This is a genomic window from Synechococcus sp. WH 8101, from assembly GCF_004209775.1.
In the GTDB taxonomy this organism is placed as follows: Bacteria; Cyanobacteriota; Cyanobacteriia; order PCC-6307; family Cyanobiaceae; genus Synechococcus_C.
On sequence record NZ_CP035914.1, the window covers coordinates 1,264,666 to 1,278,169 of the forward strand.

16 protein-coding genes and 1 tRNA gene are annotated in these 13,504 nt (G+C 62.8%); 8 read left to right on the forward strand and 9 right to left on the reverse strand.

The annotated features are described in order from the left end of the window. The first annotated feature begins 8 nt into the window (after positions 1-8). Positions 9-515 carry a DUF3122 domain-containing protein gene (locus SynWH8101_RS06675; RefSeq protein WP_187007180.1) on the forward strand — a complete coding sequence of 169 codons (507 nt, stop codon included), beginning with the start codon at positions 9-11 and terminating at the stop codon, positions 513-515. On the opposite strand, the gene SynWH8101_RS06680 is transcribed toward SynWH8101_RS06675, so the two are convergent. After that, positions 463-1,128 (reverse strand): pentapeptide repeat-containing protein, encoded by a 666-nt coding sequence (locus tag SynWH8101_RS06680; RefSeq protein WP_130129090.1) that lies wholly within the window; start codon positions 1,126-1,128, stop codon positions 463-465. The genes SynWH8101_RS06675 and SynWH8101_RS06680 overlap by 53 nt on opposite strands. Continuing rightward, positions 1,128-1,433 (reverse strand): helix-turn-helix transcriptional regulator, encoded by a 306-nt coding sequence (locus SynWH8101_RS06685; RefSeq protein WP_130129091.1) that lies wholly within the window; start codon positions 1,431-1,433, stop codon positions 1,128-1,130. Before SynWH8101_RS06685 ends, SynWH8101_RS06680 begins: the two co-directional genes overlap by 1 nt. A gap of 124 nt (positions 1,434-1,557) precedes the next feature. Here SynWH8101_RS06685 and acsF point away from each other — a divergent pair, with 124 nt between their 5' ends. From acsF to SynWH8101_RS06700, 3 genes are read left to right on the forward strand one after another with little or no spacing between them, the layout of a single operon-like run. Further along, the gene (gene acsF / locus SynWH8101_RS06690) at positions 1,558-2,601 is read left to right on the forward strand and encodes a magnesium-protoporphyrin IX monomethyl ester (oxidative) cyclase (RefSeq protein WP_130129092.1); all 1,044 of its coding nucleotides are present in this window, start codon (positions 1,558-1,560) and stop codon (positions 2,599-2,601) included. After that, on the forward strand, positions 2,598-3,299 hold the full coding sequence (locus tag SynWH8101_RS06695; protein WP_130129093.1) for a glycosyltransferase: 702 nt from the start codon (positions 2,598-2,600) through the stop codon (positions 3,297-3,299). The genes acsF and SynWH8101_RS06695 overlap by 4 nt, the downstream gene beginning before the upstream one ends. After that, entirely contained in the window at positions 3,299-3,979 is a 681-nt protein-coding gene (locus tag SynWH8101_RS06700) for a long-chain fatty aldehyde decarbonylase (RefSeq protein WP_130129094.1), read from the forward strand. The genes SynWH8101_RS06695 and SynWH8101_RS06700 overlap by 1 nt, the downstream gene beginning before the upstream one ends. Before the next feature lie 26 nt (positions 3,980-4,005). On the opposite strand, the gene SynWH8101_RS06705 is transcribed toward SynWH8101_RS06700, so the two are convergent. Then, complete coding sequence (locus SynWH8101_RS06705; RefSeq protein ID WP_130129095.1) at positions 4,006-4,344, reverse strand: hypothetical protein; 339 nt, start codon at positions 4,342-4,344, stop codon at positions 4,006-4,008. Positions 4,345-4,426: 82 nt separating this feature from the next. Here SynWH8101_RS06705 and SynWH8101_RS06710 point away from each other — a divergent pair, with 82 nt between their 5' ends. The 3 genes from SynWH8101_RS06710 (at position 4,427) to SynWH8101_RS06720 (ending at position 8,739) form a co-directional block, all read left to right on the forward strand. Beyond that, positions 4,427-5,107: a biliverdin-producing heme oxygenase gene (locus SynWH8101_RS06710; protein WP_130129096.1), complete on the forward strand. Its 681-nt coding sequence runs from the start codon at positions 4,427-4,429 to the stop codon at positions 5,105-5,107. Between the two features lie 69 nt (positions 5,108-5,176). Next, the gene (gene hemN, locus SynWH8101_RS06715) at positions 5,177-6,538 is read left to right on the forward strand and encodes an oxygen-independent coproporphyrinogen III oxidase (protein WP_130129097.1); all 1,362 of its coding nucleotides are present in this window, start codon (positions 5,177-5,179) and stop codon (positions 6,536-6,538) included. Between the two features lie 59 nt (positions 6,539-6,597). Further along, positions 6,598-8,739, forward strand: coding sequence for a sigma 54-interacting transcriptional regulator (locus tag SynWH8101_RS06720; RefSeq protein WP_130129098.1), 2,142 nt, complete (start codon positions 6,598-6,600; stop codon positions 8,737-8,739). On the opposite strand, the gene SynWH8101_RS06725 is transcribed toward SynWH8101_RS06720, so the two are convergent. Continuing rightward, a tRNA-Pro gene (locus SynWH8101_RS06725) sits at positions 8,731-8,804 on the reverse strand. The genes SynWH8101_RS06720 and SynWH8101_RS06725 overlap by 9 nt on opposite strands. A gap of 11 nt (positions 8,805-8,815) precedes the next feature. Further along, positions 8,816-9,046: a DUF2811 domain-containing protein gene (locus SynWH8101_RS06730; RefSeq protein WP_130129099.1), complete on the reverse strand. Its 231-nt coding sequence runs from the start codon at positions 9,044-9,046 to the stop codon at positions 8,816-8,818. Positions 9,047-9,462: 416 nt separating this feature from the next. On the opposite strand from SynWH8101_RS06730, the gene SynWH8101_RS06735 reads away from it, so the two are divergent. Then, positions 9,463-10,416 carry an aldo/keto reductase gene (locus SynWH8101_RS06735; protein WP_130129100.1) on the forward strand — a complete coding sequence of 318 codons (954 nt, stop codon included), beginning with the start codon at positions 9,463-9,465 and terminating at the stop codon, positions 10,414-10,416. A gap of 25 nt (positions 10,417-10,441) precedes the next feature. Here the strand turns inward: SynWH8101_RS06735 and SynWH8101_RS06740 are convergent, their stop codons facing one another. From SynWH8101_RS06740 to SynWH8101_RS06755, 4 genes are all read right to left on the reverse strand, one after another. Beyond that, positions 10,442-12,127: a M48 family metalloprotease gene (locus SynWH8101_RS06740; protein ID WP_130129101.1), complete on the reverse strand. Its 1,686-nt coding sequence runs from the start codon at positions 12,125-12,127 to the stop codon at positions 10,442-10,444. Continuing rightward, on the reverse strand, positions 12,114-12,404 hold the full coding sequence (locus SynWH8101_RS06745) for a DUF3104 domain-containing protein (protein ID WP_130129102.1): 291 nt from the start codon (positions 12,402-12,404) through the stop codon (positions 12,114-12,116). Before SynWH8101_RS06745 ends, SynWH8101_RS06740 begins: the two co-directional genes overlap by 14 nt. A 52-nt stretch (positions 12,405-12,456) precedes the next feature. Next, positions 12,457-12,939 (reverse strand): flavin reductase family protein, encoded by a 483-nt coding sequence (locus tag SynWH8101_RS06750; RefSeq protein ID WP_130129103.1) that lies wholly within the window; start codon positions 12,937-12,939, stop codon positions 12,457-12,459. Between the two features lie 95 nt (positions 12,940-13,034). Then, on the reverse strand, positions 13,035-13,436 hold the full coding sequence (locus SynWH8101_RS06755) for an MscL family protein (protein WP_254428093.1): 402 nt from the start codon (positions 13,434-13,436) through the stop codon (positions 13,035-13,037). Positions 13,437-13,504: the final 68 nt, after the last annotated feature.

The window sequence follows — 13,504 nt, forward strand, 5'->3', positions numbered from 1 at the left end:
TCTTGACGATGCGTACAAACGCTCAATTGTTCAGGCAACCGGCTCGGCTTCTGCTGGCACTGGTGCTCAGCCTTCTCGTGGTCCTGGGGGCAGCGGCCGCCACCAGCGCGGCCGCCCAGCGCTATCGCCTGCACGACCAGAACGGTGAGGCCTGGCTCGCTGTGATGATCGAGACCGAGCCAGCGGATGCCATCCCCTGGCAGCTGCGGCTCACGGCCAGTGACATGGACCAGCACCTAAACCACAGCGCCCCCCTCGCCCTCGCGGATGGCGTGGACCAGACCTGGTCACTCAGCAACACCAGCGCCATGATGGTGCCCTCAGAGCAGGCCGCGATGCCGGCCGGTTCGGCCCAGTTCAGCCTGGAAGCACTCGTTCCGGCGCCTTCGGAGAATCGTCCCCTGCTGTTGCGCATCCCTCTGGAGCCGGGGGGCGAAGCCGTGATCATCAGCGACCCAGCCCTCACTGCAGCCCTGCATCGGGCAGGAGAGCACTATCCAGTACTGACCCGCTGAGATCAGCGCTGCGTAGGCGCGTGTCGCGCAGGTCGCAGCCACTCAGGTCGGCACCCCGCAGATCGGCCCCACTGAGATCAGCGCCATAGAGGCAACTGTGTCGCAAGTTGGCGCCCTGCAGGTTGACCCCCTGGAGCAGGGCAAAGCTGAGATCGGCGGCAGCGAAATCGGCGCCGCCGAGATCGGTGAGCTGGTCGAGCCCGGAGCGGAAATCCGCTTCCACCAGACGGGCGCCGCGCCAGAGGCTTCCGGCGGCCACCACGCCCCGCAGGCAGCAGCGGTGCAGGAAGGCACCAGTGAAATCGGCCTTCTGCAGGCGGGAGCCGGAGAGGTCGGCGTCATGCCAGGAGGAGCCCTGGGCGAGCACGCCGGAGAGGTCGGCGCCCCAGATCAGCGACTGCTGGAAGCAGCAGCCTTCAATGTTGGTGCCGGCCAGACAGGCGTGACCGAAACGGGCTTCCTTGAAGCAGCCGCCGTGGAGATCACATCCGGCCAGATCGAGATCGACGCCATCAATCTCACCGAGGCGCAATCCCGGAAATCGGGTCTGACCGGAGTTCAGTTGATCCCGCAGCTCCTCGACCGTGGTGGGCAGGGCGCTGAAACCAGCCATCAAACGATGGCGCTGAGGGCATCGAGCTGTTGACGCCGGGAGGCGAGCAACAGCTTCTCGGCCTGGGCCACGAAGCGGAACACCGAGCGATCGATCACTTCGTAGAACACCAGCGATCCTTCAGGGCGGCGCTCCACCACGCCGGCGATCGTGAGCAGTTTGAGGTGCTTGGAGACCAGGGCCTGACTCAGACCGGTTTTCTCCACCACGGCGGTGACATTGATCGGCCCGTCGCGCAGGGCTTCCAACACCGCCAGACGGTTGGGTTCAGAAAAGACCTTGAAATAATCGGCGAGATGCTCCATCGGGCCGCGTCACAAGCTTCAGACGCAATCATCATGGCACGGATCCGTTGATCGCCGATTCCGTGTCATCACGCTTTCGTTATGGCATAGTCCTCGAAGCGACTTGCCCTGCGCTCTCGACGCCATGACAGCCACCACCAGCGGAGCACCGGCGGCTCCCCATCTTCGTGAAGACCTGCTCACACCTCGCTTCTACACCACGGAGATCGCCAAGGCCGCCCGCACGGATCTCGAGGAGCAGCGGTCCTCCTTCGAGGCGATGCTCAGTGAAATGGAGGCCGACTACAACCGCGATCACTTCGATCGGCGAGCCCCGCTGGATCGCCTGCACGACCTCAATCCCGAGCAGAAGGGCGCTTATGAAAGCTATCTGGTGCGCTCCTGCGTCTCAGAATTCTCCGGCTTTCTCCTGTTCAAGGAGCTCTCCCGCCAGCTGCGCGACGCCAAGCGCCCGGAGCTCAGCCGTCTGTTCAACCTGATGGCCCGCGATGAGGCCCGCCATGCCGGCTTCCTGAACCGGGCCCTGGTGGCTGAAGGGATCGAAATCGACCTGCCCTCCCTCAGTGGAAAGCGACCGATCACCTGGTTCCCGCTCAACTGGGTGCTCTATTCGGTGTATCTCTCCGAGAAGATCGGCTACTGGCGTTACATCCTGATCGACCGGCATCTCAAGGCCCATCCGGAGAACGCCTTCGCGCCACTGTTTGATTTCTTCGAGCCCTGGTGTCAGGACGAGAACCGCCATGGCGACATTTTCAACATGCTGATCCGTTGTTGGCCCGGCCTCAACAGCGGCCTGCGCGGCTCCCTGCTCAGCCGCTTCTTTCTCTGGAGCGTGTTCCTGACCCACAGCCTCACGGTGTGTGAGCGCGGTGACTTCTACCGTCTGCTCGGCATGGATCCCGACCATTTTGATGCGGAGGTGATGCGCCAGACCAATCGCACAGCCCGGCGCGCCTTCCCCCGGGTGTTTGATCTGGAGAACTCCCAGTTCCTCGCCCTGCGGGATCAACTGGTCGACACCTTCCGGCGCCTGAACAACAGCAAGCGGGATCAGCCAGGGCTGGCCGGTGCCTGGACTCGCCTCGGCCTGAGGCTGCGCTTTGGTCAGTTGTTGCTGCGCCAGTTTCTGCAGCCGATGCAGGCCAGCAACGAGGTGGCGGCATGACACCCACCGATCCATGTCCCCGCGTCTTCATTGGTTTTGATCCGCGCGAAGACGTGGCGGTGAATGTGCTCACCGATTCGATGCAGCGTCATGCCAGCGTGCCAGTGCAGATCGCCCAGATCCGCCTCTCCCAGCTGCGCTCGGTGTACACCCGGCCGCACAATCCACTCCAGAGCACGGAGTTCTCCTTCAGTCGCTTTCTGGTGCCCTGGCTCTGCGGCTACGAAGGTTGGGCCCTCTTCATCGATGCCGACATGCTCTGCCTCGGTGATCTGGCTGAACTCTGGGCCCTGCGCGACGACCGCTATGCGGTGCAGGTGGTCAAGCATCAGCACGACTGCGAGTCGGGCACCAAATTCCAGGGCATGCCCCAGACCCCCTATCGCCGCAAGAACTGGTCGTCGGTGATGTTGTTCAACTGTGATCGCTGCAAGGCACTCACCCCCCAGGTGGTGAACACGGCCAGCGGTCTGGAGCTGCACCAGTTCCAATGGCTCGAGGACGGCGAGATCGGCGAACTGCCGCCGCAATGGAATGTGCTGGTGGGTGTGCAGGACGTTCCCGAAGACGCCCGCATCCTCCATTACACCCTGGGCGGTCCCTGGTTTGACGACTGCCAGACCATGCCTCGCTCCGAGCTCTGGACACAGGCCCGCCAGGCCCTCAACCACCCCTTAGCGCTTCAAGCTTCTTCGTGATGACCCAGCTCGACTTTGCCAGTGCGGCCTACCGCGAGGCCTACAGCCGGATCAACGGCGTTGTGATTGTGGGCGAAGGTCTCGCCAATCGCCATTTCCAGATGTTGGCGCGGCGCATTCCCGCTGATCGCGACGAGCTGCAGCGGCTCGGACGGATGGAGGGAGACCATGCCAGCGCCTTTGTGGGCTGTGGTCGCAACCTCGGCGTGGTGGCCGATCTGCCCTTGGCCCGACACCTGTTTCAGCCCCTCCATGATCTGTTCAAACGCCACGACCACGACGGCAATCGGGCCGAATGCCTGGTGATCCAGGGGTTGATCGTGGAATGTTTCGCCGTGGCGGCTTACCGCCACTATCTGCCGGTGGCTGATGCCTACGCCCGGCCGATCACCGCAGCGGTGATGAACGATGAATCGGAACATCTCGACTACGCCGAGACCTGGCTGCAGCGCCATTTCGATCAGGTGAAGGCCCGGGTCAGCGCGGTGGTGGTGGAGGCGTTGCCCCTCACCCTGGCGATGTTGCAGTCGCTCGCTGCAGACATGCGACAGATCGGCATGGATCCGGTGGAAACCCTGGCCAGCTTCAGTGAACTGTTTCGGGAGGCGTTGGAATCGGTGGGATTTGAGGCTGTGGAGGCCAGGCGACTGCTGATGCGCGCGGCCGCCCGGATGGCCTGATCGCCGGGTCTGATCGCTTGGCCTGATCAATCCAGGGCCACAGGGGCTGCCGCCGGAGGCAGCCCACCAGCATTGCGGTTGAGCCACTCCGGTTCGAGCGACAGGGGTTGGGGGGCGACGCCGAAGCGAAGCTGCAGCCAGGTGGCCACGTTCGGGTCCTGCACCACCACCGCCTCCCGGCCGGCCACACCGAACACCCCTTCCGACCAGGCCTCGGGGAGATACCAGATCCCGGCGTCGCTGGGGGAGGAATGGGCGTGGCGTTCCTTGATCAGTTCGCGCAACTGGCCATCACCACTGAGGCGCCCGACGGGGGCGATCAGAGCCTGCAGGCCGGAGGAGGAGTTCTGGGGGGCGCGGGCCATGACAACACACAACAAACCGAAAACATTGAACCATGGCATAACGGCAGCGTATTACTGTTGACACATTGGTTGCCTCGTTGCCATGACCGCCAGCCACTCGATTTCCGATCACGCCAAGCCCGCCGATGCCGACATGCGTCGCGGCTTTGGCCCAAGAGTGCGCAAGCTGCACAGCCGTATCGGCAAAGCGCATCACAAGGCCGAAGGCATGTCCTTCTCCAGAGCCCTTCTTGCCGGTGATGCGTCGCCTCGTCAGCTGGCGGCCCTGATGCGGGCGCTGGCGCCGGCCTATGCCTTCCTTGAACAGGAAGCGCCCGATCTGGCCTTCTCGCTCGGATCTGATTCGATTCCCTGGCACGACCTGGCCCGCACCACCGCCCTGCGCCACGACCTCGCCATCCTCGCCAGTGTTGCCGCCACGCCGGCATCGGCGGCGGCGGCGATCTGGATGGAGCAACTGCAGCAGCTGGCCCGCCAGGCCCCCCATCGGCTGATGGCCCATGTGTACGTGCGCTACGGCGGCGATCTCTCCGGCGGCCAGCAATTGGCGGCCCAGGCCAACGCCATCCTGAACAAGGCCGGCCTTCCCGCCCTCAGCTTCTGGTCGTTCACGGCACCGATCACCGAGCTCAAGCTGGCGCTCCATGACGGCTTCGAAGCAATGGAACTGTCCGAAGCCGAGGAGGTGGAACTGCTGGATGAGGCGGTGCAGGCCTTCCACGCCACCCAGCGCTTGCTGGCGGAACTGGCCCAGCTCGACTGATCACACCAAAACAGCCCCACGGGTCGCTGCCCCCGGCCCCGTTCATCCATCCCGCCACCAAGCCATCGCATGACAGCAACGCCCCAGACCAGCCGTGCCCTCGAGTTGCTGCTCAAACATGATCGGCCGGTACCCCGATACACCAGCTACCCCACCGCCGCTGCGTTTCGCACCGATGTGGGCGACCTCCAGTTGCGGCAACAGCTAGCGGAAGTCACCGACGCGCCCCTGTCGCTGTACGTCCATGTGCCCTTCTGTCGCCATGCCTGCTGGTATTGCGGCTGCAACCGGATCACCACCCAGCTCGGTTCCAAGGTGGTGGAGCCCTATCTCGCCTCGTTGGCACAGGAACTGGAGCTGATCACCGAGGCCATGCCCCAACGCCGGCGACTGGCGCAGATGCATTGGGGCGGCGGCACCCCGAACTATCTGAATCGGGAGGAAACGTCCCAGCTCTGGGAGCTGATCCGTCGCCATTTCGATTTTGACGACGACCTGGAGGCCTCGATTGAGGTCAACCCGGAAGGTCTCAGCCGCGATGCGGCCTGCCAGCTGCGGGAGCTGGGCTTCAACCGCATCAGTTTCGGTATCCAGGATGCGGATCCGGATGTGCAGAACGCCGTCAACCGGGTGGTGCCGGACACCCAGTTGCGCCGCGCGATGCACTGGCTACGGGAAGCGGGCTTCGAGAGTGTGAATGTGGATCTGATCTGTGGTCTGCCCCTCCAGACCCCGGAGCGGTTCCAGCGCACGCTGGAGCTGGTGCAGGAGTTGCGCCCGGATCGGATCTCTCTGTTTTCCTTTGCCTACCTGCCCGAGCAGTTGCCGATGCAGCGCAAGATTCAGGCGGAGGATCTCCCCAGCCAGCGGCAACGGCTGAGCATGCTGGAGGACGCCAATCAGCTCCTCTGCGTCAACGGCTACGACGCGATCGGCATGGACCATTACGCACTGCATGACGATGGTTTGGCGGAGGCCGCCCGGGAGGGCCGGCTGCATCGCAACTTTCAGGGCTACACCACAGGCGGTGAGCTGGATCTGCTCGGGATCGGGCCGAGCGCGATCAGCCAGTTCCGCCATCTGTTCAGCCAGAACGAACGGGATCTCAAGGCCTATGGCGCTGCTCTGAACCAGGGGCAGTTGCCCGTGGAACGGGGTCTGCTGGTGACCGAACCGGATGTGCTGCAACGCCGGGAGCTGATCCGCGAGGTGATGTGTCGGTTTGAAGTTCAGCTGCCGCCAACCGGTTTTGAGCAGGAATTGGCCGATTTCAAGCAGCTGGAATGCGATGGCTTGGTCTGTCTGAGCCGCGGCGTTGATGGAAGCATCAACGTGCGCGTGACCACGGATGGCCGGTGGTTGATTCGCACAATCGCTGCCGTGTTGGATCCGAACCAACGGCATCAAGCCAGCGGATCGCGGCTGATCTGAAGTGGCCAACATTCCTGGTTTGAAGCCACATCACAATGGAGTCAGAGCTCCCCGCAGCCATGTCTCCAGATCGGGTTGAGAACGCCACCCTGCAGCGTCTCGCCCCTCATCTGGTGGCGCGGCCCCGACGCGGTGTGGTGGGCAGCAGTCGCCAGGCCAAACAATTGCGTGAGGCGATTCGAACCGCTGCTGCTGATCGGGAGCGCCATGCCGTGTTGGTGTTCGGTGAACCGGGCCTGGAGAAAGACAACCTGGCGGCGCTGATTCATTTCGGTTCTGTCGATCGCCATCGGCTGATGTTGCGGATCGACGGCTCACGGATGCGCTCCGATGGGGCCGACCTCTTCGGTACTGCGTCCCAATCCGAGGATCCGCCCCTGTTGCAGCTGTTGGGCGATGGCTCTCTGCTGGTCGACAACCTCGATCAGGTGCCGGAGCCGGCCAGGCAGGCCTTGCTCGATCTGGCCCGCACCGGTGCGTGGCGATCGGTGGGTTCCACCGATCCACCGCATCGGTTTCAGGGGCGCTTGTTCTTCACCGCCGAAACCACCCAGACCCCATTCGATGGCTGCTGCAGCGTGATCAGGGTGCCGCCCCTAAGGGTGCGGCGTCAGGATCTGGGCGAGTGGCTGCGCTATGGCGTGCGCCAACGCAGCCGCAGCCTTGGCTGGGAGCCGGCGCCGGAGGTGCCAATGGCCGTGGTGAAGCAACTGCAGACCCATGATTTCCCCAACAACCTGCGCGAACTGGATGCGCTGATCGATCGAGCCATCCAGCAGGTGCGCCATCAGGAGAACCATCAGAACAACACACGCACGCGGCGTGGGCCGAAACAGTTGCCGGAGGATGTGTTCTGGACCTCACCACGGCAGGAGCACGCCCGCTTCGATCTCTGGCGCTGGAAACCGCAGCTGCGCGATTGGATGCGATCACCACGGCTCTGGAACGGCCTGCTGTTCGGTCTGGTGAGCTGGGTGTTTGTGCTGGTGAATCTCTGGCTCTGGCAGGGCCCCCAGGATCGGGCCCACAACGGCGCCCTGAACCTGTTCTGGGCTTGGTGGTGGCCCTTGATCCTGATCGGTTTCCCCCTGGTGGGGCGGCTCTGGTGTTCCTTCTGCCCGTTCATGGTGTGGGGCACGATCACGCAGCGCCTGGCGCAAAGGCTGGGCTGGCAACCGCTGGCCTGGCCCCGAGGCGATCACGACCGCTGGGCCTCGCGTTGGCTCAGCGCTGGCTTTGCGTTGATTCTGATCTGGGAAGCGGTGTGGGACCTTCCCAACACGGCCTGGTTGAGCAGTTCCCTGTTGCTGTTGATCACCGCTGGTGCCGTGATCGGCTCCCTGCGCTTTGAGAAACGGTTCTGGTGCCGCTACCTCTGCCCGATCGGTGGCATGAACGGCCTGTTCGCCAAGCTTTCGATTCTGGAGTTGCGCGCCCAGGCCGGCATCTGCAGCGGCAATTGCAGCAGCTACGCCTGCTTCAAAGGCGGGCCGGCGGAAGGGGAGGGTCTGGCCACGGAGGGTTGCCCGCTCGGCACCCATCCCGCCCACCTGCGCGACAACCGCAACTGCGTGCTTTGCCTCAGCTGCGCCCAGGCCTGTCCGCATCGCTCGGTCCGTCTGGCGATCCGCCCGCCTGCTGCAGATCTGCAACGGGAGATGGTGACTCCCGAGGGGGAACCGTCCTTGCTGTTGATCCTGGTGGGAAGCATTGCCCTCGGCCATTGGCAGCGCCTGTGGCAGTGGAGTGGTCTCGCGCCGGCCAGCCTCAGCGAGGGGCCCCTCCTACCGCGACTTGCTGTGGCGTCGGCGACCTTGGCCCTGCCCGCCCTGATGTTTTGGCTCGGCCGGACAGTCGTGAGTCGGATCCGGCTCGAACGCTGCCTTTACGGATTGCTTCCGTTGTTCTGGGCCCTGTTGCTCGCGCACCATCTCCCCCTGGGGATGTCGGAAGCGGGACTCCTGCTGCCCGTCAGCCTGTCGCCCTGGCTTGGCGGCGCGGCCCTGTCATTGCCCCACTGGCAGGCTCAGCCCGCGGTGATCGGCTTCTGCCAGAGCGGCGTGGTCGCCCTCGGAGCGATCTGGAGCCTGGTGATCCTGCGCCGCATGTTCAGCCATCGCCGCAGCGTCTGGATCGGAGCGTCCAGCCTGATGGTCACGCTGGCGATCTGCGGCCGCTGGCTGGTGAATGGATCGGGGTAGAGGGATTTGAACCCCCGGCATCCTGCTCCCAAAGCAGGCGCGCTACCAAACTGCGCTATACCCCGGAAGCCCGATTCTAACGCCAGGGCTGTTCGGTGCTGAGATCTGCGGTCTGGCGGCGGAACAGCCCACCCAGGTAGTGACGCACCACCGAACGCTCCTTGCAGCCCTGTTGAAACAGGAATCCGGCGATTGCGGCCTGCACCAGGCGGTACTGGTCCCATTGGGGGTGGTCGGCAATGAACATCCCCATGGCGCGATAGAGATCCTCCGGCAACTGGTTTTCCACACTCACGTGAACCGGCATCGCATCAGGTGTCTCCTGCAACTCGCTCTCTCGCTGTCAACCCATCCATCACGCCATGGCAACCGGTCGACTGTCAAAACGGCTTGATCGGAGGTGATGCAACGGGTGCGTTAGAGCAGATTGCTTGCCCTTACTGGGTTTTGAGGATGGCGATGTGTGCTGGAACACCATCCGGAAGCGGCCTGGAGCTCGCCGTCAAGGGGAAAGGGGGTTTTCCCGAGCTGCCCGACAGAACCCCGCTCGGCCATTCGATTGCCGTGATTGCCCCTGTGGAAAAGCTGTGGAAACGATTGGTTGCGAGGGGGAAAGGAGCTCTGTTCAAGGCTGCTGATCGATCCGCTCCGCTGGCACAGCAATCGCGATCAGCGGACGCAGCCAGGGATTGTTGCCATGGTGATGGGGTGCGCGTTCTATCGATGAAGACGCTCCCTCTGGCCAATGGCGATCGGATGCCGATCCTTGGCCTTGGCACCTGGAAATCGGAACCGGGACAGGTGGAAGCAGTGGTGAGGGAAGCGATCCGCCTGGGCTATCGCCACATCGATTGCGCCTGGTTCTACGGCAATGAGCGCGAAATCGGTCGGGCGATTGCGGCAGCCATCGCGGCCGGTGAGGTGCGCCGCGACCAGCTCTGGATCACCTCCAAGCTCTGGTCCAACAGTCATGGTCGTGAGCGGGTCGAGCCCGCCCTGCGTGAGACGCTCGAGCATCTCGAGCTGGAGTGGCTGGATCTCTATCTGATCCATTGGCCGATTCCGATTCAACCCTCAGTGCAGTTCCCCGCTTCTGCCGAGGATTTTCTCGATCCCATGGCCATGCCGCTCAGCGACACCTGGGCCGGCATGGAGGCGGTGGCTGAATGTGGTCTGACACGTCACATCGGGGTCAGCAACGTGTCGATCGCGAAGTTACAGAACCTGATGGTCCACAGCCGGCGCCCCCCGGAAGTGAATCAGGTGGAACTGCACCCGCTGCTGCAACAACCCGAGCTGGTCAGTTTCTGCCAACGTCACAACATTCTCGTAACCGCCTATTCACCCCTGGGATCGATGGACCGTCCCAGTTTTGTGCAAGCCAGCGATGCGCCGGTCCTGCTCGAGCACCCGGAGATCGTTGCCATCGCCGCTGAGCAGGGCTGCACCCCCGCCCAGGTGTTGCTCGCTTGGCAGGTGCAGCGGAACATTGCTGTGATTCCAAAAACGGTGACCTTGTCACGGTTGCGGCAGAACCTGGAGGCCGCTGCCGTCGAACTCACCCCGACGGCGATGGCCCGGATTGCCCAGTTGGATCGGGGCTATCGCTTCATCGATGGTCGATTCTGGGTGCTTGAGAACGGCCCCTGGTCCCTGGCCTCCATCTGGGACACCTGAATCGTGGCGAGCCAAGTGATGGCACTCAGCGCCAGAACACGCCAAAGCAACCGATCAGCAGGAACAAAAGCGACAAGACCAGAAGGCCGACGCGTGGGTAGCTATGGAGCGTTTCGCCATGGCGGTCGACGCGCAGATGCCTGAGATCGATCCAAGGCACGACACCGCGACGAAACCAGCCGACGCTGGTGACCTCGGATCCGATCAGTTTCGGAACCCGCCGGCGGGCCGTGACCAGCGCTCCAACCAGGGGCACCAGGGCTGCATAGCGGAGGCTGATCAAGCCGGTGCCATCGCGCAGCTCCATGTCGGCACTCCAGCGGTTGCCAGCATTCGCCCGGCCGATCAGCTCGCCCTTGAGGCTCACCAGCCGACCACGCACCGGACTCGCATAGGGATCCGAGAGCAGAGACAGAACATTACAGGCTTCCGGCTGCTTCGAGAGGGGATCGATATAGCCCACCTGCAGCAACAGGCCCAGGCTTAAACCCAGACTCATCCACCCCAAACTGATGGTCATGCGACCGCTCCCCAACCCAAGGAACAGTCCCAGCAGCGCCAAAACCCAGGCGGCATTGGCGACGAGCAGATCCTGGCTGAAGCGAACCAGCAGGCGGCGCTGATCCAAACGACGGCCCGCCTGGATCACCTGGGCCATGTCGAATTCCGCCGTGCGACCCATCCGTTCAGCGGTGGTGCTCAGTGCTCGAATCCGCTTGGCCGTGAGGGGATGGGTGGAGGCAAGCTCCTGCCACCAGGCCCAGGGATTGAACAGATCCCAGAGAAACACCTGGGTGATGACCTCGGGATTAGCGTTGATCCCGAAGGCCGTACCGGTGCTGAGGGCGGCGCGAGGGTCGACCACCCCGAGAGCGCGGGTACCTTCCAACAACCGGGAACGGGACTGCTTTGCGGCCTGAGGCTGCTGATTGAGCCGTTGTTGCTCCTGCACGATTCCGTAGGCGATCTTCACCAGGGCACGGCTGAGGGCGTTGGGATTGCCGGTGACCGTCGCTGAGAACTGATCAGCGAAATATTCCCGAACCCTGGAGAGATAGAGCAGCAGATAGGAGCCCGCCTCATAAACAAGAAACGCCACCGCAGAAATCCAACCGGTGGCACCGCTGTTGTCGTTGGCTTTTCTGTTGAACGTCTCGCCAGCCACATAGATCAGGTAGGCCACCTGCACCAGGCTGGCTGCCAGTGTCATCACCGCGAAATCCCAATGCACGATGTGACCCAGTTCGTGGCTGTAAACGGCGGCGACCTCGTCGTCGTCGAGATAATGAAACAAGCCACGGCTGACGACGATGCGGGCGTGACTCGGCAATGAGCCGTAGGTGAAGGCGGTGGGGTTGTCGTCGTCGATGATGCCCAGACGGGGCATGCTGATGCGGCGTTCCTGACAGATGCGCTGGAGGATGGCGAGGGATTGGGGACTGGACGCCTTGAGCTCCTCTGTTGTGACCCAGCGCGTTTTGTAGAGCCAGGCCTGGATCCAATCCATTAGGAAAGGAGCGAGCAGAAAGCCGAGACCATTCACCGCCAGGGTGATCGCCAAGGCGAGAAGGAGCCCGATCACCGGTTGGGTGTTGTCGACGATCAGCAGCAACGCCAGGATCAGGCTCAGCACCATGCCGCCCAAGAGGGTGAGGCAAGCGAGGGAAGCGAACCAGAGCTGCCCAGTCAATCCAGGCTTAGTCAGACTCATCGGTGTTCTCCATCAGCACCTGAAGGATCAGGTCGGCGTTGACCCAGCGAATCACGCCGCTATCCACATCGGCGATTTGAAACAGCGTCCAGGCCTTGGGATCCCGGGCGCCGCCACTGCAATGCACCACCTGGCCCATCCACCAGTCCCGATCCAACGCCTCGCCAGGAAGCGGGTCATGGCGCACAACCACGGTCATGCCCGGCTGAAGCTTCAGAAAAGCTGGGCGTGATTCCGACGGTAACAACGGCGGTGGAGGGGAGTGATCAACCGACATGGGATCAGTGCATTTGTACTGCAAGCTAAGCGGAGGCAGGCGTTCTGGCGATTCAACCGCCGTAGGACCAGCCGGTGCTGCTGAGCTCGAGCGCCTCGCCATCGCGATGGAGCGTTGCCGTTTTCACCTCCCCCACAAACACGGTGTGATCGCCATGGGCGACCTGGCCCACCAACTCGCACTCCACGGTGCCGAGGGCTTCCTGGAGAATCGGCAACCCCAAGGCACCGAGGCTGTAAGGCGCCGCTTCAAAACGACCTCCCACACCCTGTTGCGGCTTGAAGAACACGGCCCCCAACTCCTTTTGATCCGACGCCAGGACGTTGAGCGAAAAACGGCCAGTGCGCTGGATCATGCCGTTGCTCGTGCTGTCGGCTCGAACGGCCATCACCACAAGAGGTGGTTCAAAGGAGCCCTGGGTCACCCAGCTGGCGGTGAAGCCGTTGATCTCTTCGCCTTCGGCCACGCCGCAGATGAACAGACCATGGGGGATCTTGCGCAGCAGGGTCTTTTTGGCATCGGCATTCAAGGTCATGGGCGTCACCACAACAACTGGCCCTATCTTGGCGAGTGTTGGTGTGGGGTGTCGCACGCGCTCCCAGGGCTGATGCCAGGGTCACATAGCACTAGTCACGCCGCATCATCACTGGAGAGTTCCGCGCCTTTTCGGAAGCGATTGACTCCCGTTGTCGCAGCGCGCTGCGAACGGTTGATCGTTTTGACAAGCAAAAACAAAACCCATCCCACAATCAGGGAGTTGAGAATCACGTCGAGAATGCTTCCGATCGCGATGTTGCCACCGTAATAAGGGAGGTTCAGATCCCTCCAATTGCCACTTCTGATGAATGGATTCAAGAGCGGCATCAGAAAATCATTGGTGAGAGCATCCACGATCTTCTGGAACTGGGTGCCGACCACCACGGCGATCGCAAGGTTCAGGGCATTACCTTTCTGGAAGAAAAATTCTGCAAATTCTCTGAGCCAGCGACCAAACATCAAGCCATAAGACCAAGAAGTCGCAATCATGCCCATGGATGCTGTTTCAATGTCTGGGCGATGGTCAGTCTCGGGGGTGACTCCTGAGCTCGGGATGAACGGGC